Raw genomic sequence first — 18,824 nt, forward strand, 5'->3', positions numbered from 1 at the left:
CAGTACGCAACACGTCTTTTCAGCCAGGGCGAGTCATGCAAGAAGAGCAGTCATTACAGCGAACGGTTACACGGTTATGCATTCAGTGTGGGCTTTTTTTACTGCAACACGGCGCGGAGAGCGCGTTGGTTGATGAACTTTCTACCCGACTTGGGCTGGCATTGGGGATGGACAGCGTCGAAAGCGCTATCTCCTCCAATGCTATCGTTCTGACCACCATTAAAGACGGGCAATGCCTGACCTCCACGCGAAAAAACCAGGATCGCGGCATTAATATGCATGTGGTCACGGAGGTTCAGCACATCGTCATTCTCGCCGAACACAAGCTGCTGGATTACAAAGGCGTAGAGAAGCGCTTCAGTCAGGTCAGACCCTTGCGCTATCCGCGCTGGCTGGTCGCGCTAATGGTCGGCCTCTCCTGTGCCTGCTTCTGTAAGCTGAATGATGGTGGTTGGGACGGCGCGGTGATTACCTTTTTTGCCAGTATGGTGGCGATGTATATTCGTCAGATCCTGGCACATCGCCATTTACATCCGCAGATCAACTTTTGCGTTACCGCATTTGTCGCGACCACCATTTCCGGTCTGATGCTGCATCTTCCTACCTTTAGCCAGACGCCCTCGGTGGCAATGGCCGCCAGCGTCTTGCTGCTGGTTCCCGGCTTTCCGCTGATCAATGCGGTGGCGGATATGTTTAAAGGACACATTAATACCGGTCTGGCGCGCTGGGCTATCGCCAGCCTGCTGACGCTCGCGACCTGCGTGGGCGTGGTCATGGCGCTGACACTTTGGGGGCTTCGCGGATGGGTATAATCGATTTCATTCTTGCGCTAATGCAGGACATGTTGCTTTCCGCGATCCCCGCCGTGGGGTTCGCGATGGTCTTTAACGTCCCGCACCGCGCGCTGCCCTGGTGTGCGCTGCTTGGCGCGCTCGGTCACGGTTCGCGGATGGTGATGATGACCGCCGGATTTAATATTGAATGGTCCACGTTTGTCGCCTCGCTGCTCGTCGGTAGCATTGGCATTCAATGGTCGCGCTGGTATCTGGCGCATCCCAAAGTGTTTACCGTTGCGGCGGTGATCCCGATGTTCCCTGGAATCTCAGCCTATACGGCGATGATCTCGGCGGTGAAAATCAGCCACTTCGGCTACAGCGAACCGTTGATGATTACGCTGTTGACCAATTTCCTGAAAGCCTCGTCGATTGTGGGCGCGCTTTCGATCGGACTCTCCGTGCCCGGCCTGTGGCTCTACCGGAAACGCCCACGCGTTTAATCGCCGCGGCAGGCGCATCCCTGCCGCTGCTCCTCATCGATGTGTTACTATAGAAGCAGTGTCCCTTCTCGGTTGCAGTCAGTCTTGAGAAACGTTATGTCATCCAGAATTTTGACCCCAGACGTCATTGGTATTGACGCCTTATTACACGATCATCAGACGGTGCTGGCGAAGTCAGAAGGCGGCGCGGTGGCGGTGTTTGCCAATAACGCCCCGGCCTTTTACGCGCTGACCCCCGCTCGTCTGGCACAACTGCTGGCGCTCGAAGAAAAGCTCGCCCGACCGGGGAGCGATGTGACGCTGGATGCACAGTTTTATGAAGAACCGCAGCCTGTACCGGTCGCCGTACCGCTGGGGAAATTCGCCATGTACCCCGACTGGCAGCCGGATGACGACTTTCAGCGTCAGGCCGCGCTGTGGGGCGTGGCGTTAAGAGAACCGGTCACCGCCGAAGAACTGGCCTCATTCGTGGCTTACTGGCAAGCGGAAGGCAAAGTTTTTCATCACGTGCAATGGCAGCAAAAACTGGCACGCAGCGTCCAGATCGGTCGCGCGAGCAATGGTGGCCTGCCAAAGCGCGATGTGAACACGGTCAGCGAACCAGATAATCAAATTCCACCGGGTTTTAGAGGTTAACCATGAAAAACGTTGGCGATCTGATGAAACGTCTGCAAAAAATGATGCCAGCCCATATCGAACCCGCGTTCAAAACGGGTGAAGAGCTACTGGCATGGCAGAAGGAGCAAGGTGAAATTCGCGCCGCCGCGCTGGCTCGCGAAAATCGGGCGATGAAAATGCAGCGCACCTTTAACCGTTCCGGCATTCGTCCGTTGCACCAGAACTGCTCGTTCGATAACTATCATGTTGAATGCGAAGGTCAGATGAATGCGCTGAGCAAAGCGCGCCAGTATGTGGAAGAGTTTGATGGCAACATCGCCAGTTTTATCTTCTCCGGCAAACCGGGGACGGGGAAAAACCATCTCGCTGCGGCAATCTGTAACGAACTGCTGCTGCGCGGAAAGTCGGTGCTGATTATCACCGTGGCAGACATCATGTCGGCGATGAAAGAGACGTTCAGCAATCGCCAGACCAGCGAAGAACAGTTGCTGAACGATCTCAGCAATGTTGATCTACTGGTCATTGATGAGATCGGCGTACAAACCGAATCACGCTATGAAAAAGTGATCATCAACCAGATCGTCGATCGTCGTTCCTCTTCAAAGCGCCCAACCGGCATGCTCACCAACAGTAATATGGAAGAAATGACCAAGCTGCTGGGTGAACGCGTGATGGATCGCATGCGACTGGGCAACAGCCTGTGGGTGATCTTCAACTGGGACAGTTTCCGCAGTCGGGTAACCGGCAAAGAGTATTAAGACCATTCTTAGACTGAGCGGCGCTATACTTCGACGAAGGTCTATACACGAGTAATCATAATGAAAACGACAAAACGTTTGCTGTGCTGCGCGATAGCGGCCAGCGCCTGCTTCGCAGCCAATACTTTCGCCGCCTCCTGGCAAGACTCGCTCTCCAGCGCCGCCAGCGAACTGAGCAAGCAGAGTACCACCTCATCGCAAAGCGGCACGTCGCTCTCTTCCCTGACCAGCCTGCTGAATGGCGGCAACCAGGCACTGAGTGCAAACAATATGAATAACGCAGCCGGGATTTTACAGTACTGCGCGAAGCAGAAGCTGGCTTCCGTTACCGATGCGGAAAATGTGAAAAATCAGGTACTGGATAAACTGGGTCTCGGCGCAACCGAGCAAAAACAGGACACCAACTATCTGGACGGTATTCAGGGTCTGCTCAATACCAAAGATGGTCAGCAGCTTAACCTGAACAACATCGGCAGCACGCCGCTCGCAGAAAAAGTGAAAACCAAAGCCTGCGACCTGGTGCTCAAACAGGGTATGAGCTTTATTTCCTGATTCCCGACGCCGCGTTTTGGCCGTTTTTCGCCAGACGCGGCGCTTCTCGTCCCTTTTCGCCCTTCTCTTTTGCCCACCTCAGGAACAACGGGAGGTGACGGCGATCAAAAAAGTCCCGATCTAAACCAATTCTGAATAACAACGTAATTAAATGTCACTAGAATTGCAGCTAAGTGACAACCCCATTACATTGTACTTTCTGTAAACGCTGAACTGCCAGTCGAACACCTGGTTTAGAGCCTTATCGCAAGGCTATTTGTGAGGATCGTCCGTTGTCTGAGTTACTCTCCATCGCGCTGTTTCTTGCCTCTGTACTGATTTATGCCTGGAAAGCGGGTCGCAACACCTGGTGGTTTATCGCCACCCTGACGGTGCTGGGACTTTTTGTGGTTCTGAATATCACGCTATTTGCCAGCGACTATTTCACAGGTGATGGCATTAACGATGCAGTACTCTACACGTTGACGAACAGTCTGACGGGGGCCGGTGTCGGCAAATACATTTTGCCGGGCATTGGCATTGCGCTGGCGCTCGTGGCTGTGTTTGGCACGCTGGGCTGGGTGCTGCGTCGTCGCCGTCATCATCCTCACCATTTTGGTTACAGCCTGCTGGCACTACTGTTGGCGCTGGGTTCCGTCGATGCCAGCCCGGCATTTCGTCAGATCAGCGAGCTGGTCAAATCTCAGACCCGCGACGGCGATCCCGATTTCGCGGCCTACTATAAAGAACCGGCGAAAAGCATACCCAACCCGAAGCTGAATCTGGTGTACATCTACGGTGAAAGCCTGGAGCGAACCTATTTCGACAATGAGGCCTTCCCGGAACTCACTCCGGAACTCGGCGCGTTGAAAAACGAAGGTATGGATTTTAGCCATACCCAGCAGTTACCGGGAACAGACTACACCATCGCCGGGATGGTCGCCTCCCAGTGTGGCATCCCCCTGTTCGCACCGTTTGAAGGCAATGCGTCAGCATCGGTCTCCAGCTTCTTCCCGCAGAATCTCTGTCTTGGGGATATCCTGAAAAACTCCGGCTACCAGAACCACTTTGTGCAGGGCGCAAACCTGCGTTTTGCCGGGAAAGACGTGTTCCTGAAGTCCCACGGCTTCGATTATCTGTATGGCGCCGAAGAGCTAAAAAGCGTCGTCGCCGATCCAACTTACCGTAACGATTGGGGTTTCTATGACGATACGGTACTGGATGAAGCGTGGAAGAAGTTCGAAGCACTCTCTCGCTCCGGCCAGCGTTTTTCGTTGTTTACCCTGACGGTCGATACCCATCATCCGGATGGTTTTATCTCGCGCGCCTGTCAGCGCAAACGCTATGATTTCGACGGTAAACCCAATCAGTCTTTTAGCGCCGTCAGCTGTAGCCAGGAAAACATCGCGGCGTTTATCAATAAAATCAAAGCCTCACCGTGGTTTAAAGATACCGTCATTGTGGTCTCTTCAGACCATCTGGCGATGAACAACAGCGCATGGAAATACCTGAACAAACAGGATCGTAACAACCTGTTCTTCGTGATCCGTGGCGACAAGCCTCAGCAGGAGACGCTGGCGGTCAAACGTAACACCATGGATAACGGCGCGACGGTACTGGATATTCTCGGCGGCGATAACTATATCGGCCTGGGACGCAGCAGCCTGTCGGGTCAGTCGATGTCGGAAGTGTTCCTCAACAGTAAAGAAAAGGTCCTCGCTATGAAGCCGGACATTATTCGCCTGTGGAACTTCCCGAAAGAGATGAAAGACTTCACCGTCGACCGGGATAAAAATATGATCGCCTTCTCCGGCAGCCATTTCCGTCTGCCGCTGCTGTTGAGGATATCGGATAAGCGCGTCGAACCCCTCCCGGAAAGCGAATACTCCGCCCCGCTGCGCTTCCAGCTTGCCGATTTTGCCCCTCGCGATAACTTCGTCTGGGTCGATCGCTGCTACAAAATGGGCCAGTTATGGTCACCGGCGCTGGCGCTCTCAACCGACTGGTGCGTCTCGCAGGGCCAGCTTGGCGGAGAACAAATCGTTCAGCATGTTGATAAAGCGCAGTGGAAAGGTAAAACGGCCTTTAAAGACACGGTGATCGACATGGAGCGTTATAAAGGCAACGTCGATACCCTGAAAATCGTCGACAACGACATCCGCTATAAAGCCGACAGTTTTGTCTTCAACGTGGCGGGCGCGCCGGAAGAGGTGAAGCAGTTCAGCGGGATTTCTCGTCCGGAATCCTGGGGACGCTGGTCCAACGCGCAGCTGGCGGAAGAAGTGAAGATCGAGTACAAACAGCCGCTGCCGAAAAAATTCGACCTGGTGATCACTGCGAAAGCCTTTGGCGACAATGCCAATCGCCCGATTCCGGTGCGTGTAGGCCAGGAAGAGCAGACGCTGGTGTTAAGTCACGATGTCACCACCACCACGCTGCATTTCGACAACCCGACGGATGCGGATACGCTGGTGATTGTCCCGCCCGATCCGGTCCCGACCAACGAAGGCAACATCCTCGGCCACTCGCCGCGTAAGCTGGGGATCGGGATGGTTGAAATCAAAGTGGTCAGCGCCCAGGGCTGACCACCGGTGATAAAAAAAACAGCGCCCAACACAACCCCGGGCGCTGCATGGCAATCGTCAGAACGTAATCACCCCTTTGATTAGCGTCCGGTTATTAATCACATCGCGTTCGAAGACCTCCGCTAGTTGGCTAAACGGATAGCGATGCGTAAGCATCATTTCAGCGTTCAGTTTGCCTTCCGCCATCAGCCGTCCCACCTTCGCAAAATCCTCCGGCGTGGCGTTACGACTGCCCATCATAGTGGTCTCTTTCTTGTGAAATTCCGGGTCAGAGAACTGCAAGTCGCCTTTGAACAGCCCGACAAAAACAATGGTGCCGCCGTGGCGGATCAGGTTAACGGTATTGTTCATGGCATGCTGGTTACCCGTCGCATCGAGCACCTTCTGCGCCAGCGAACCGCCAAATTGCGAACGTAGCTGAGCCTCAAAATCGTCCGCAGAGGGATCCACCACCGGCAGGCCGAGGCGGGAAGTCACGTGTTCGCGACGAGCGATACTGGTATCGGCCACCACCACCTGTGCCCCATCAGCCCTCGCAATCGCTGCCGCCCCGATCCCAATCGGCCCGGCCCCAACGACCAGCACCTGATCACCCGGTGCGATCGCTGCCCGACGCACCGCATGCGCGCTGATCGCGTAAGGCTCGATCAAGGCTGCCGCGTGAGGATCAATCCCCTCCGCCTGCAACAGATTGGTCACCGGAACGCTGAGATACTCGCTAAAACCCCCATCCTGATGCACGCCGATCACGGAGATCTTCTCACAGCAGTTCGTCCGTCCCCCCAGACACGCCGGACACTGCTGGCACGCAACGTAGGGAATTACCGCCACCTGCTGACCCACCTTAAATTGCGTTACCTTCTTGCCGAGCGTCACAATATCCCCACATATTTCATGGCCTAATACGCGTGGATAACTGAAAAAAGGTTGATTGCCTCCCCAGGCATGAATATCGGTTCCACATATACCGACAGACTTAATTTTAATTAATGCTTCATGTTTATCCGGAATCGGAATGTCGCGTTTCTCATGAATTAATTTCCTGGGTTCCTGGCAAATCAACATATTCATTGTGGACATCGTTATGCGCTCCTGTTTCTTTGTTGCTTCAGATATTGATGAAAATAGAAATAGCCGCGTAACGAGAAAGCTAATTTGTGAAACCCTGCGCATTAAAATGTTTTAAATCGGGTTTTAATGCAGGCAAAAGGAGATCCCGATGAGCCGTTCGCAAAATTTACGTCACAATGTCATTAACCAGGTGATCGATGATATGGCGCGCGGTCATCTTCCTTCCCCGCTGCCGTCGCAAAGCGCATTAGCCGAGATGTACAACATCAGTCGCACCACGGTGCGGCACATGCTCAATCACCTCAGCGAGTGCGGCGTATTGACCCTGGTCGGCAACGACCATGTCATTACCCGTAGCCCTGAACATGATGATGGTTTTGCCTGTACTACTGCCTCCATGGCGGAGCAAAATCGTATTTTTGAGCAGGCGTTTTATACGATGATTAACCAGCGCCAGCTTCGTGCTGGCGAGACATTTTCTGAACTTCAACTGGCCCGGATGGCGGGCGTCAGCCCGGTAGTGGTGCGAGAATACCTTTTAAAATTTGGGCGTTACAATCTCATCCAGAGTGAAAAGCGCGGCCAGTGGAGCATGAAAAAGTTCGATCAATCCTATGCCGAACAGCTTTTTGAGCTGCGCGAGATGCTGGAAACCCATGCGCTACAACACTTTCTCAATTTGCCGGATGACGATCCGCGCTGGCTGCAGGCAAAAATGTTGCTTGAACGCCACCGTCTGCTGCGCGACAGCGTCGGTAGCAACTTCCGCATGTTCTCCCTGTTAGACCGTGATTTTCACGCGCTGCTGCTCTCTGCCGCCGACAATATATTTTTTAATCAGTCGCTTGAAATCATCTCCGTGATCTTCCATTTCCATTACCAATGGGATGAACGCGATCTTAAACAACGCAATATCATCGCCATTGATGAGCACATGACCATCCTCAGCGCGCTGATTTGCCGCAGCGATCTCGATGCGGTTCTTGCGCTGCGAAACCACCTGAATACGGCGAAACAATCGATGATTCACTCCATCCGACAAGAAAATGAATGAATTAAAAACACATTAAAAACAACAAACCTTTAGCAAGAGCACGATTTCATACAACGCATACAGCACCATGATGACTTTCTGCTTACTTTCTGATTAGGCAGGATTCACTATGAATTTTTCCGCCAGTACAAATGTTGGTTTTATTCGTTGATCCCTGGGAGCAAGTAGAAAATGAACAAGATAATAGCCGTGCTGATTACTGTTTGTACTTTTTTTCTGCCATTCACCATTCAGGCTAAACCGCTTTCTATTAAAGTCGCATATGAGAATAATCCAGGCGAGCCATTAGATGTGGTGATGCGCTACTGGGCTGAGATTCTGAATAAAAAGAGTGATGGAGAAATAACGCTGGTTCTCTATCCCAGCTCACAGCTAGGGTCAAAACAAGATGTGACTGAACAAGCCATGATGGGAATGAACGTCATCACGCTCACCGATGTGGCTTTCCTCGCCGATTACGAACCTGATTTAGGTATTTTGTTTGGACCTTATCTGACCGATGACCCGCAGAAACTCTTCAAAATTTATGAGAGCGACTGGTTTCGTCAAAAAAATGAAGACCTGAAGAAAAAAGGAATTCATGTGGTGATGAACAATTATCTGTATGGCACCCGTCAGATTATTTCTAAAAAACCGATTCGCAAAGTGGAAGATCTTGCGGGAATGAAGATCCGCGTACCGAATAACGTGATGCAAATTAAAGCCATTCAGGCAATGGGTGCCACACCAACCCCAATGCCGCTGGGTGAGGTTTACCCTGCGCTGACTCAGGGCGTTATTGATGGCGTCGAAAACCCAATTTCGGTTCTGCAAGGGCAAAAACTGTTTGAGCAGGCGAAATATCTGTCGATGGTAAATTACCTGACCAACACCTCGGTATGGATTGGCGGCGAAGCCTTTTTCAGTACGCTCTCTCCTGAGCAACTGGAATTGATTCATTCAACGGGTTATGAAGCAGGCCTTTACAGCCAGAAATTAACGATTGAACGCGACGCCGAAATGCTGAAGAGCATGGAAGCGGAAGGCGTTGAAGTTATTTATCCGGATACCGAAGCATTCCGCCAGAAAGCACGCGAAGTTTACTCGCAATTCCCGGAGTGGACACCGGGCTTGTATGAAACCATTCAACAGCAACTGCAATAAATACAGGCACAGAGCGCCCAACGCCTTTTCCTCTCAAGGCCAGGGCGACTCTCTGAAGGAGGATTAATGCGTTTCTTTGGCAAGCTTGTAGAACTGAGCGCAGCACTGGCACTGTTTATCCTGGTGATAATGACCATTGCAGCTGTATTCATGCGCTATTTTGTAGGACAGCCCATTCAATGGACTGAGGAAATGTCCGGACTGCTGATGATTTGGGTTGTGATGTTGGGCGGAGTGGTGGCTGAACGCGATCGGGCGCATCTGACTATTCCTTTTGTCGTCGATATGTTTCCACATAAAGTCAAACGCATTATTGCCACGCTGGTTGCCCTGCTTTCCATTGGGTTGCTGGTTTATATGGCCTGGCTGGGTTACCGACTGGCGGAAATGGCGCAGTATAAGGTCACGCAAATATTGAAAGTTTCCTGGTTCTGGATTGATATCGCTGTTCCCGTCGGTACTCTGGCAACGGCAATTTATACGCTCTACTGGTTAATTAACGACGTTAAACAGGTAGATGTCGGCGAGGAAAAACAATGAGCTGGTTATTGATTATTCCACTAATGATCGTGTGCTTATTTCTGAATATTCGTGTGTATCTGGCAATGTTTATCGGCATTATTGCCTATTTCCTCTTTTTTTCCACGGTTCCGATTGAAATTGCTGTTCAGCGGTTAATTGCGCCAACCCAGAGCCCATCATTGCTGGCGATACCTTTCTTTATTCTGTTGGGTACGCTGATGAGTTATACCGGTATTGCAGAACGTATTCTGCAAGTGGCGAATATTCTGGTGGGTAAAATGCGGGGCGGACTCGGTGTCGCCAATATTCTGGTCAGTACAATGATGGGAGGGGTCAGCGCCTCAAACCTGGCCGACGCGGCGATGCTGTCGCGCATGATGGTTCCTGAGATGGAGCGTAAAGGCTACAACCGTGCCTTCGCTGCTGCAATCACCGCCGGAGGGTCTCTCGTCACCCCAATCATCCCGCCGGGGATTGCCCTGATTATTTATGGCCTGGTGGCAGACGTCTCCATCGGAAAGATGTTCATGGCCGGTCTGATTCCGGGTCTGCTCTGTGCGGTGCTGTTAATGATTACGGTTTATCTGGTTGCCCGTAAAACGAACGCTAAGCCCTCACGCGACACCTGGCCTACCGGTAAGGAAGCGCTCTTTTCTATTGGACAGGCCTGGCCCGCGCTGTTTTTGATTTTTGCCGTCGTAGGAGGGATTCGCGCCAACATCTTCACTCCAACAGAAGCCGGCGCGGCTGCGGTACTCATTGTGTTGATCATCGGTTTCTTCATTTATCGTCAAATGACCCTTGGCCATGTCGTAAAAGCGCTGGGAGAAACGGCACGGGCAACGGCATCGGTCATGTTAGTCATCATGGCAAGTGCCGCACTCGGTTGGATCTTCTCAATGGAACATGCCGGCGTCGCGGTGGCGAACTTTGTCACGACGCTGACAGAAAACAAATACATGTTCCTGTTAATTATCAATATTCTTTTGCTGACACTGGGGATGTTTCTTGAAGGGAATGCCATTCTGCTGATTCTGGTTCCATTGCTTAAACCTGTCGTGGCGCATTTTGGTATCGACCCGGTACACTTCGGTATCATCATGATCTTCAACCTTTCTATCGGCGCCTTCACGCCGCCGGTTGGCACCGTCATGTTGCTGGTCTGCAATATTACTCAGGTTTCAGTCGGACAGTTTTTCCGTCAATCTCTGCCGTTGCTGGGGACTTTATTGTTCATGCTGTTGCTGGTGACCTACATACCGGCCATTTCGTTATTACTCGTTTAACCCGTTAACACCGTAAAGTCCCCGCTGCCGGGGACTTTTCCCTGTGGCGGGGCACAGCGTTATACTGCCCACACTGTCACCTTAATCCCGGTATCGTTATGCACATTACCTTTCGCCCAACCACACTGGCAGATGCTGCCGCCCTGCCCGCCATTGAACGCTCAGCAGGACAGCGCTTTTTAGACGTGCCGGAACTGGCATGGATCGCGGACGATCGCATTGTCAGCGTGGAACAGCATCGGGAATATGCCGGTAAGGGGATGAGTTGGCTGGCACAGGTTGACGACAAACCCGTTGGATTTCTGCTGGGTGAAGCAATGGAATCGTCCCTGTATATTGCCGAATTTTCGATGCATCTGGCGTGGCAGGGTAAAGGCATTGGCCGTCAGTTAGTAGACACAGTCGCGCAGTGGGCGCGCGAGCAGGGCTTTACCTCTCTGACGCTCACCACTTTTCGCCATGTCGACTGGAACGCGCCGCTGTATCAACATCTGGGATTTGAAATACTGGAAGATGACGCGTTGCCGACAGCATTGCGCCAGAAGCGAGAGGAAGAGACGGCGCATGGTATCGCGTTTGAATCACGTTGTGCCATGCGCCTGATGCTTAATTAAAACGTTTCCCAGTTATCCCCGGTCTCCGCCACAGCGGCTTTACGCGGTTGAACCGTCGTGGAAGCGGGCTTAACGCTGGCAACGTCACGCGCACGCCGCTGTTCCTGCTGGATGTGGAACACAGCAACGGCCTGAGTCAGACGACTGGCCTGCTCTTCCAGCGCGGCGGCAGCGGCGGCGGACTCTTCCACCAGCGAGGCGTTCTGCTGGGTGACGCGATCCATTTCCGCTACGGCCAGACCCACCTGGTCAATCCCACGACTTTGCTCATCGGAAGCCGACGCGATCTCGCCCATGATGTCGGTCACGCGGGTAACGGCATTCACGATCTCATCCATGGTTTCACCGGCGCTTTCTACCAGCGTAGAACCGACGTCAACACGACTGACGGAGTCTTCAATCAGGCTTTTGATCTCACGTGCTGCCTGCGCGCTGCGCTGCGCGAGGTTACGCACTTCACCAGCAACCACCGCAAAGCCACGCCCCTGCTCACCGGCACGCGCCGCTTCTACCGCCGCGTTCAGCGCCAGAATGTTGGTCTGGAAGGCAATGCCGTCGATCACGCTGATGATGTCAGCAATTTTCTGTGAACTGGAGGCGATATCACGCATGGTTTGCACCACGTTATCGACCACTTTCCCGCCTTTCTGCGCCGTTTCGGACGCGCTCAGCGCCAGATGGCTGGCCTGGCGGGCGTTTTCGGCGTTCTGCTTAACGGTGGCCGTCAGCTCTTCCATGCTCGCCGCTGTCTCTTCCAGAGACGCCGCCTGCTGCTCGGTACGGGAAGAGAGATCGTTGTTACCCATCGCGATTTCGCTGGCACCGCTGTAAATGGCGTTTGCGCCGTTACGCACGTCGCCCACGGTACGCACCAGCTCACCCTGCATGTGGCGCAGGCTTTCCGCCAGTTGGCCCATTTCATTGGTGCCTTCCACATCAATACGCTTCACCAGATCGCCGCTGGCAATATGACGAATGCTCGCGATCAGGCGATTCATCGGTGCTATCAGCGACAGCTTGATGCCAAACCAGACGGCAATAATGACCACCAGCACCGCCAACAACACGCTGACCAGAACCCACATCGCCTGGCTGTATGAGCGGTTGTTGTCCTCTACCGCCAGGTCATACAGGCGGTCGTTCTGTTGCAGATAGTTCACATACTGCTTCTCAAAACCGTCCTGATACCCCTGAGTGGGCTGATCGAAAAACTCGTTGATTTTCCCGGCACCCAGCAATTGGATCAGTTCAGCTAACGCGTTGTGATAAATGTCGTAATTGCGTTTGATCTCCGCCGATGCCGCTTCGCTTTGGCGCGGGTCGCGCGGCAGCGCTTCGTAGTCCGCCCAGTTTTTTTCCGCCTGTTTCAGGGAGACGCTGGCAATCTGCATCAGATCCGCAACGGTCGCACCGCTACCGATATTGCTCTGATCCATCATGTAGCGGATACCCGCACGGTTAAGGGTGTTACGCGTTTGCAACAGCGCCACCCAACTGCCATTCAGCGTGGACTGCTGCTGACGAATAGTTTGCAGAACGGTGAAGTTCTCTTTGTCATTTTTCAATGCATTAAAGAACAATCCGCCTGAAGTGAGTTGTAAAAGGCCAAATAAAACCAGAACCAACAGTAGGCTGGTCACAATCTTGATACGTTTTAACATGTTTTCTCTTTCCGCTAGACAGATACTCTGGTTTTCGGCCCGGAATGAGAAAACTTTATGTAATCGCAGGGGGTATCACAGGAAATTTGTTCAATTAACTGGCAAAAAATGCGATTACCCTCTACCCGAACGGGAATCAGGCGAGGATGCCTCGCCCATTCTGCCTTATCTCAGCGCGGAAATGTCCGCAAACAGAGAACGGGTAATCGTCACGCCTTCCTGCAGTGATTTCTCCCGCGAACTGAAGCGCCTTTCTCCCGGCAGTCGCGCCCCCTGCGCCTGCATCGCGGCAAACAGGGTTTCTGCCCGCTCCAGATGGAGGTGTGCCTCATCTCCGAGGAATCGGGACGGGTCAAACGCCAGAATCAACTCACCGCCGTACGGCAGACCGCCCGCCCCGTCATCCCAGGCCAGCGATTCCGCGCTGGTCATATCACCGATGAGCGGCCCTGCCAGCAGTTCAACCATTGCCGCAAACGCCGAGCCCTTGTGACCGCCAAAGGTCAGCATGGCACCGTTTAATACCGCCTGCGGATCGGTTGACGGTTGCCCCTCACTGTCGATGCCCCACCCTTCCGGGATCGCTTTTCCGGCTCGCTGATGCAACTGGATCTCGCCGCGCGCCGCCGCGCTGGTTGCCATATCAAAAATGTAAGGCGGTTTGCCTTTACGCGGCCAGCCAAAGGCGATGGGGTTCGTGCCAAACAGCGGGCGCGTACCGCCTGCCGGGGCGACCCAGGAGTGGCTTGGCGTACAGGCGTAGCCCACCAGTCCGGCGTCCGTCAGCGGTTCAATGTCCGCAAACAACGCGGAAAAGTGAACGCAGCGGTTGATTGCCAGCGCCGCAATGCCGCACGTGCTGGCTTTACTGATGAGCAACGGCAGCGCCTGTTCATAAGCCACCAGCGAAAACGCGCCGCCAGCGTCCGCTCTGACGATCGCGGGCGCCCGATCGGAAATCTGCGGACGTGCATCAGCGGAGACTTTTCCTTTACGCAGAGTCTCGACGATCCCCAACAATCGCCATAACCCGTGAGACGCGCAGCCATCACGCTCGCCTGCCGTCACGTTACGCGCGATGGCATCCGCATGTTCCGCGCTAAAGCCGTTGGTGCTCAGCACCTCACGCGCCAGCGTGTAAGCCTCAGATAGTGTGAGGTTTACTGTTTCCATGTTGTTCTCCTTATGATGTTGTCGGCAATAAGCGTAGTCGGTATTCGCCAGTCGTTGGTGGATTTTTCTTTGTGATCTCAGTCACATAATATCCGTCGTTCAGCGATCCTCTTTACCGCTTACTGACACTTCTGACCGCTTAACTCACCATTTGACCGCTCACTTATTTACCGTACTTTACGCGCGCGACTCTCTGGCAAGATCGTCACCAGCATAGCAGTCCAATTACCTCTTCAAACGCAACCCAAACCAAACGGCTTCGGCCAATTATTAATCTTATAAAACCAGGTTTTACTATGGATACGAAAAAGATATTCAAGCACATACCCTGGGTGATCCTCGGGATCATCGGGGCATTCTGCCTCTCGGTTGTCGCCTTACGCCGGGGTGAACACGTCAGCGCCCTGTGGATCGTGGTCGCTTCCGTGTCGGTATATCTGGTGGCTTACCGCTACTACAGTCTGTACATCGCCCAGAAGGTGATGAAGCTCGACCCTACACGTTCGACACCTGCGGTCATCAATAACGATGGCCTGAACTACGTTCCAACCAACCGCTATGTCCTGTTCGGACACCACTTTGCCGCCATCGCTGGCGCAGGTCCGCTGGTCGGTCCGGTTCTGGCCGCGCAGATGGGCTACCTGCCAGGTACCCTGTGGCTGCTGGCGGGCGTTGTGCTGGCGGGTGCGGTTCAGGACTTCATGGTGCTGTTTATCTCTTCTCGCCGTAACGGCGCGTCGCTTGGCGAGATGATTAAAGAAGAGATGGGCTCCGTGCCGGGGACGATTGCGCTGTTTGGCTGCTTCTTAATTATGATCATCATCCTTGCGGTACTGGCGCTGATCGTCGTAAAAGCGCTGGCCGAAAGTCCGTGGGGGGTCTTCACCGTTTGCTCCACCGTGCCTATCGCGCTGTTCATGGGGATCTACATGCGCTTCCTGCGTCCGGGGCGTGTAGGTGAAGTGTCGGTGATTGGTATTGTTCTGCTGGTAGCATCTATTTACTTCGGTGGCGTGATTGCTCACGACCCGTACTGGGGTCCGGCGCTGACCTTTAAAGACACCACCATTACCTTTGCACTGATCGGCTATGCGTTTGTGTCTGCACTGCTGCCGGTATGGCTGATCCTCGCCCCGCGCGACTATCTGGCCACCTTCCTGAAAATCGGCGTTATCGTCGGCCTGGCGCTGGGTATTGTGATCCTCAACCCTGAGCTGAAAATGCCGGCCATGACGCAGTACATTGACGGTACCGGTCCGCTGTGGAAAGGGGCACTGTTCCCGTTCCTGTTCATTACCATCGCCTGTGGCGCTGTCTCTGGCTTCCACGCGCTGATCTCTTCCGGTACCACCCCGAAACTGCTGGCCTGTGAAACTGACGCCCGCTTCATCGGTTACGGTGCGATGCTGATGGAATCCTTCGTGGCGATTATGGCGCTGGTTGCAGCTTCCATTATCGAACCGGGTCTCTACTTTGCGATGAACACCCCACCGGCAGGCCTGGGCATTACGATGCCGAACCTGCATGAAATGGGGGGTGAGAACGCGCCGCTGATTATGGCGCAGTTGAAAGACGTGACCGCGCATGCGGCGGCAACCGTCAGCTCATGGGGCTTCGTGATTTCGCCTGAGCAGATCCTGCAAACCGCGAAAGACATCGGCGAACCGTCCGTTCTGAACCGTGCCGGTGGTGCACCGACGCTGGCGGTTGGTATCGCGCACGTATTCCACAAAGTACTGCCGATGGCTGACATGGGCTTCTGGTACCACTTCGGTATTCTGTTTGAAGCGCTGTTCATCCTGACCGCACTGGATGCGGGTACGCGTTCCGGTCGATTCATGCTGCAAGACCTGTTGGGTAACTTCGTACCGTTCCTGAAGAAAACCGACTCTCTGGTTGCCGGTATCATTGGTACGGCGGGTTGTGTGGGCCTGTGGGGCTACCTGCTGTATCAGGGCGTGGTCGATCCGCTGGGCGGCGTTAAGAGCCTGTGGCCGCTGTTCGGTATCTCTAACCAGATGCTGGCAGCCGTGGCGCTGGTTCTGGGTACCGTGGTACTGATTAAAATGCAGCGCACCAAATACATCTGGGTGACCGTTATCCCGGCTGTGTGGCTGCTGATCTGCACCACCTGGGCGCTGGGTCTGAAACTGTTCAGCACCAACCCGCAGATGGAAGGCTTCTTCTACATGGCTAACCAGTACAAAGAGAAGATTGCCAACGGCGGCGAACTGACCGCTCAGCAGATTGCCAACATGAATCACATCGTTGTGAACAACTACACTAACGCAGGCCTGAGTATTCTGTTCCTGGTGGTGGTGTACAGCATCATCTTCTACGGTTTCAAAACCTGGATGAATGTGCGCAACGTGGACAAACGTACCGATAAAGAAACCCCGTACGTTCCGATTCCTGAAGGCGGCGTGAAAACCTCTTCACATCACTAAGCTGATGCCGGGTAACGTTTCGCTTACCCGGCCTACAGAATGCTGTAAGCGTAGGCCGGATAAGGCGAAAGCCGCCATCCGGCTTTAATCATTCACGAGGCGGCACAATGTTTGGTAACTTAGGTCAGGCAAAAAAATATCTCGGCCAGGCGGCAAAGATGTTGATTGGTATTCCAGACTACGACAACTACGTCGAGCATATGCAAACCAACCATCCGGACAAGCCGTACATGAGCTATGAAGAATTCTTCCGCGAGCGCCAGCAGGCGCGCTACGGCGGCGACGGTAAAGGCGGCATGCGCTGCTGTTAGAAGGAGAAGTGAATGACCCCGATTGCAGTCACCCTACTCACCGGTTTTCTTGGCGCGGGTAAAACCACTCTGCTGCGCCACATCCTCAACGAAGAACACGGCTATAAGATTGCCGTTATCGAAAACGAATTCGGCGAAGTGTCCGTTGACGATCAGCTGATTGGCGATCGCGCCACGCAGATCAAAACCCTGACCAACGGCTGCATCTGCTGTACGCGTTCGAACGAACTGGAGGACGCGCTGTTAGACCTTCTCGACAACCTCGATAAGGGTAATATCAGCTTCGATCGTCTGGTGATTGAATGCACCGGCATGGCCGATCCCGGCCCGATTATTCAGACCTTTTTCTCGCACGAGATCCTTTGCCAGCGCTATCTGTTGGACGGCGTTATTGCGCTGGTCGATGCGGTCCATGCCGACGATCAGATGAACCAGTTCACGATTGCCCAGTCGCAGGTTGGCTACGCCGATCGCATCCTGCTGACCAAAACCGATGTCGCAGGCGAAAGCGAGAAACTGCGCGAACGTCTGGCGCGTATCAACGCCCGCGCGCCAGTTTATACCGTGACACATGGCGATATCGATCTCTCCCTGCTGTTCGACACCAACGGCTTTATGCTGGAAGAGAACGTCGTTAGCGCTAAACCGCGCTTCCACTTCATTGCCGACAAGCAGAACGATATCTCTTCTATTGTGGTGGAACTGGATTACCCGGTGGATATCAGCGACGTCTCCCGCGTGATGGAAAACCTGCTGCTGGAGTCCGCAGAAAAACTGCTGCGTTACAAAGGGATGCTGTGGATTGAAGGCGAACCGAACCGTCTGCTGTTCCAGGGCGTGCAACGCCTGTACAGCGCCGACTGGGATCGCCCGTGGGGCGATGAACCGCCGCACAGCACGCTTGTGTTTATCGGCATTCAGTTGCCGGAAGAAGAGATCAGAACCGCGTTTGCGGGGCTTAAGAAGTCGTGATTCCCGTGCCCGATGGCGCTTCGCTTATCGGGCCTACGCCGATTTGTAGGCCGGATAAGGCGTAGCCGCCATCCGGCATCTACACACGAGTAAACACTCACTATTTCTTGTTTTGCTCCCGTAGCATCGCTTCCCGCAGAATCGCGTTAAGTCGGGTCTGATACCCTTTGCCCGGACGCTTCAACCATTCCATCACATCGGCGTCAATCCGTACGGACGCCTGAGTTTTTAGCGGGCGAAAAAACTTACCGCGTACCGCGTCAGACCACTGCGCCTCTTCCGAGGAGGGAATATCGCTGTAATCAATTTCATCATCGGATTGCTTCGCCAGCGCGTTGAGTTCAGCTTCATGCTGAGCACTGAGCGCGGATTGTGTACCGCGTTTATGTTTAACCATGCTCATAACGATTCCTCTCTTTACGATCCGCCTTTCGGGCGCTGATGATGCGAATGACTTCAATGCCGCTTTCAAACCGAATGCTGTGGGCAACCAGAATAATCACGATGCCATGAACGAGACCGATTGTTTGCCAGCGATATTCCCCGTTCTCTATGCGATCCTGTCGTGACAGATGTCGGGGATCGTCGAATACCAGAATCGCATCTTCAAAACGGACACCGTGTTTACCGACGTTGCTTTTTGCCTTGTTTGTATCCCATTCAAACTCCGTTGGCATATCACGCTTCCTGATTGTATATACAAAAAAGTATAGACAATTATCTTACGAGTATAACGACGCTGTTGGAAAAAGCATCACAATTTACGTATTTTTCTGCCTGCGTTCATGTGTGGATTAGCTGA

19 protein-coding genes are annotated in these 18,824 nt (G+C 53.6%); 14 read left to right on the plus strand and 5 right to left on the minus strand.

The window, feature by feature from the left end; all coding sequences use genetic code 11:
• Positions 1–35: 35 nt before the first annotated feature.
• The 6 genes from QQZ17_RS01885 to opgB all read left to right on the plus strand — a co-directional run bounded on the left by QQZ17_RS01885 (position 36) and on the right by opgB (position 5,768).
• Entirely contained in the window at positions 36–812 is a 777-nt protein-coding gene (locus QQZ17_RS01885) for a threonine/serine ThrE exporter family protein (protein ID WP_152402055.1), read from the plus strand.
• On the plus strand, positions 803–1,276 hold the full coding sequence (locus QQZ17_RS01890) for a threonine/serine exporter (protein WP_152402053.1): 474 nt from the start codon (positions 803–805) through the stop codon (positions 1,274–1,276). The genes QQZ17_RS01885 and QQZ17_RS01890 overlap by 10 nt, the downstream gene beginning before the upstream one ends.
• Before the next feature lie 96 nt (positions 1,277–1,372).
• Entirely contained in the window at positions 1,373–1,912 is a 540-nt protein-coding gene (gene dnaT / locus QQZ17_RS01895) for a primosomal protein DnaT (RefSeq protein WP_152402051.1), read from the plus strand.
• A gap of 2 nt (positions 1,913–1,914) precedes the next feature.
• Positions 1,915–2,652 (plus strand): DNA replication protein DnaC, encoded by a 738-nt coding sequence (gene dnaC, locus QQZ17_RS01900; protein ID WP_042321989.1) that lies wholly within the window; start codon positions 1,915–1,917, stop codon positions 2,650–2,652.
• 57 nt (positions 2,653–2,709) lie between these two features.
• Entirely contained in the window at positions 2,710–3,204 is a 495-nt protein-coding gene (locus tag QQZ17_RS01905; RefSeq protein ID WP_152402048.1) for a DUF2501 domain-containing protein, read from the plus strand.
• Between the two features lie 272 nt (positions 3,205–3,476).
• Positions 3,477–5,768 carry a phosphatidylglycerol--membrane-oligosaccharide glycerophosphotransferase gene (opgB, locus tag QQZ17_RS01910; protein ID WP_152754361.1) on the plus strand — a complete coding sequence of 764 codons (2,292 nt, stop codon included), beginning with the start codon at positions 3,477–3,479 and terminating at the stop codon, positions 5,766–5,768.
• A 57-nt stretch (positions 5,769–5,825) separates the two neighbouring features.
• Here opgB and QQZ17_RS01915 read toward each other — a convergent pair whose 3' ends face one another.
• Positions 5,826–6,848 carry a zinc-binding alcohol dehydrogenase family protein gene (locus QQZ17_RS01915; RefSeq protein ID WP_152402044.1) on the minus strand — a complete coding sequence of 341 codons (1,023 nt, stop codon included), beginning with the start codon at positions 6,846–6,848 and terminating at the stop codon, positions 5,826–5,828.
• 139 nt (positions 6,849–6,987) lie between these two features.
• Between QQZ17_RS01915 and QQZ17_RS01920 the strand changes: the two genes are divergently transcribed.
• The 5 genes from QQZ17_RS01920 to QQZ17_RS01940 all read left to right on the plus strand — a co-directional run bounded on the left by QQZ17_RS01920 (position 6,988) and on the right by QQZ17_RS01940 (position 11,458).
• Positions 6,988–7,893 (plus strand): GntR family transcriptional regulator, encoded by a 906-nt coding sequence (locus QQZ17_RS01920; RefSeq protein WP_152402042.1) that lies wholly within the window; start codon positions 6,988–6,990, stop codon positions 7,891–7,893.
• 171 nt (positions 7,894–8,064) lie between these two features.
• Positions 8,065–9,036 carry a C4-dicarboxylate TRAP transporter substrate-binding protein gene (locus QQZ17_RS01925; protein WP_046487101.1) on the plus strand — a complete coding sequence of 324 codons (972 nt, stop codon included), beginning with the start codon at positions 8,065–8,067 and terminating at the stop codon, positions 9,034–9,036.
• 66 nt (positions 9,037–9,102) lie between these two features.
• Positions 9,103–9,576: a TRAP transporter small permease gene (locus QQZ17_RS01930; protein ID WP_152402040.1), complete on the plus strand. Its 474-nt coding sequence runs from the start codon at positions 9,103–9,105 to the stop codon at positions 9,574–9,576.
• Positions 9,573–10,844 (plus strand): TRAP transporter large permease, encoded by a 1,272-nt coding sequence (locus QQZ17_RS01935; protein ID WP_152402038.1) that lies wholly within the window; start codon positions 9,573–9,575, stop codon positions 10,842–10,844. The genes QQZ17_RS01930 and QQZ17_RS01935 overlap by 4 nt, the downstream gene beginning before the upstream one ends.
• A gap of 98 nt (positions 10,845–10,942) precedes the next feature.
• Positions 10,943–11,458 (plus strand): GNAT family N-acetyltransferase, encoded by a 516-nt coding sequence (locus QQZ17_RS01940; RefSeq protein ID WP_152402036.1) that lies wholly within the window; start codon positions 10,943–10,945, stop codon positions 11,456–11,458.
• On the opposite strand, the gene tsr is transcribed toward QQZ17_RS01940, so the two are convergent.
• Both tsr and QQZ17_RS01950 read right to left on the minus strand, forming a co-directional pair.
• The gene (gene tsr, locus QQZ17_RS01945; protein WP_152402034.1) at positions 11,455–13,119 is read right to left on the minus strand and encodes a methyl-accepting chemotaxis protein; all 1,665 of its coding nucleotides are present in this window, start codon (positions 13,117–13,119) and stop codon (positions 11,455–11,457) included. The two genes, QQZ17_RS01940 and tsr, sit on opposite strands and share 4 nt — an antisense overlap.
• Positions 13,120–13,284: 165 nt before the next feature.
• Positions 13,285–14,292, minus strand: a complete 1,008-nt coding sequence (locus tag QQZ17_RS01950; RefSeq protein ID WP_152402032.1) for an Ldh family oxidoreductase — start codon at positions 14,290–14,292, stop codon at positions 13,285–13,287.
• A gap of 296 nt (positions 14,293–14,588) precedes the next feature.
• Here QQZ17_RS01950 and btsT point away from each other — a divergent pair, with 296 nt between their 5' ends.
• From btsT to yjiA, 3 genes are all read left to right on the plus strand, one after another.
• Positions 14,589–16,739, plus strand: a complete 2,151-nt coding sequence (gene btsT / locus QQZ17_RS01955; protein WP_152402030.1) for a pyruvate/proton symporter BtsT — start codon at positions 14,589–14,591, stop codon at positions 16,737–16,739.
• Positions 16,740–16,846: 107 nt separating this feature from the next.
• Complete coding sequence (locus tag QQZ17_RS01960; RefSeq protein WP_024130742.1) at positions 16,847–17,050, plus strand: YbdD/YjiX family protein; 204 nt, start codon at positions 16,847–16,849, stop codon at positions 17,048–17,050.
• 12 nt (positions 17,051–17,062) lie between these two features.
• Positions 17,063–18,022, plus strand: a complete 960-nt coding sequence (gene yjiA, locus QQZ17_RS01965; protein ID WP_152402028.1) for a GTPase — start codon at positions 17,063–17,065, stop codon at positions 18,020–18,022.
• A 100-nt stretch (positions 18,023–18,122) separates the two neighbouring features.
• Here yjiA and QQZ17_RS01970 read toward each other — a convergent pair whose 3' ends face one another.
• Positions 18,123–18,425: a BrnA antitoxin family protein gene (locus tag QQZ17_RS01970; protein ID WP_152402026.1), complete on the minus strand. Its 303-nt coding sequence runs from the start codon at positions 18,423–18,425 to the stop codon at positions 18,123–18,125.
• Positions 18,412–18,699, minus strand: coding sequence for a BrnT family toxin (locus QQZ17_RS01975; RefSeq protein WP_152402023.1), 288 nt, complete (start codon positions 18,697–18,699; stop codon positions 18,412–18,414). Before QQZ17_RS01975 ends, QQZ17_RS01970 begins: the two co-directional genes overlap by 14 nt.
• Between the last annotated feature and the right edge of the window lie 125 nt (positions 18,700–18,824).

The sequence above is a fragment of the Citrobacter sp. T1.2D-1 genome (assembly GCF_950098555.1).
GTDB lineage: Bacteria > Pseudomonadota > Gammaproteobacteria > Enterobacterales > Enterobacteriaceae > Citrobacter_A > Citrobacter_A telavivensis.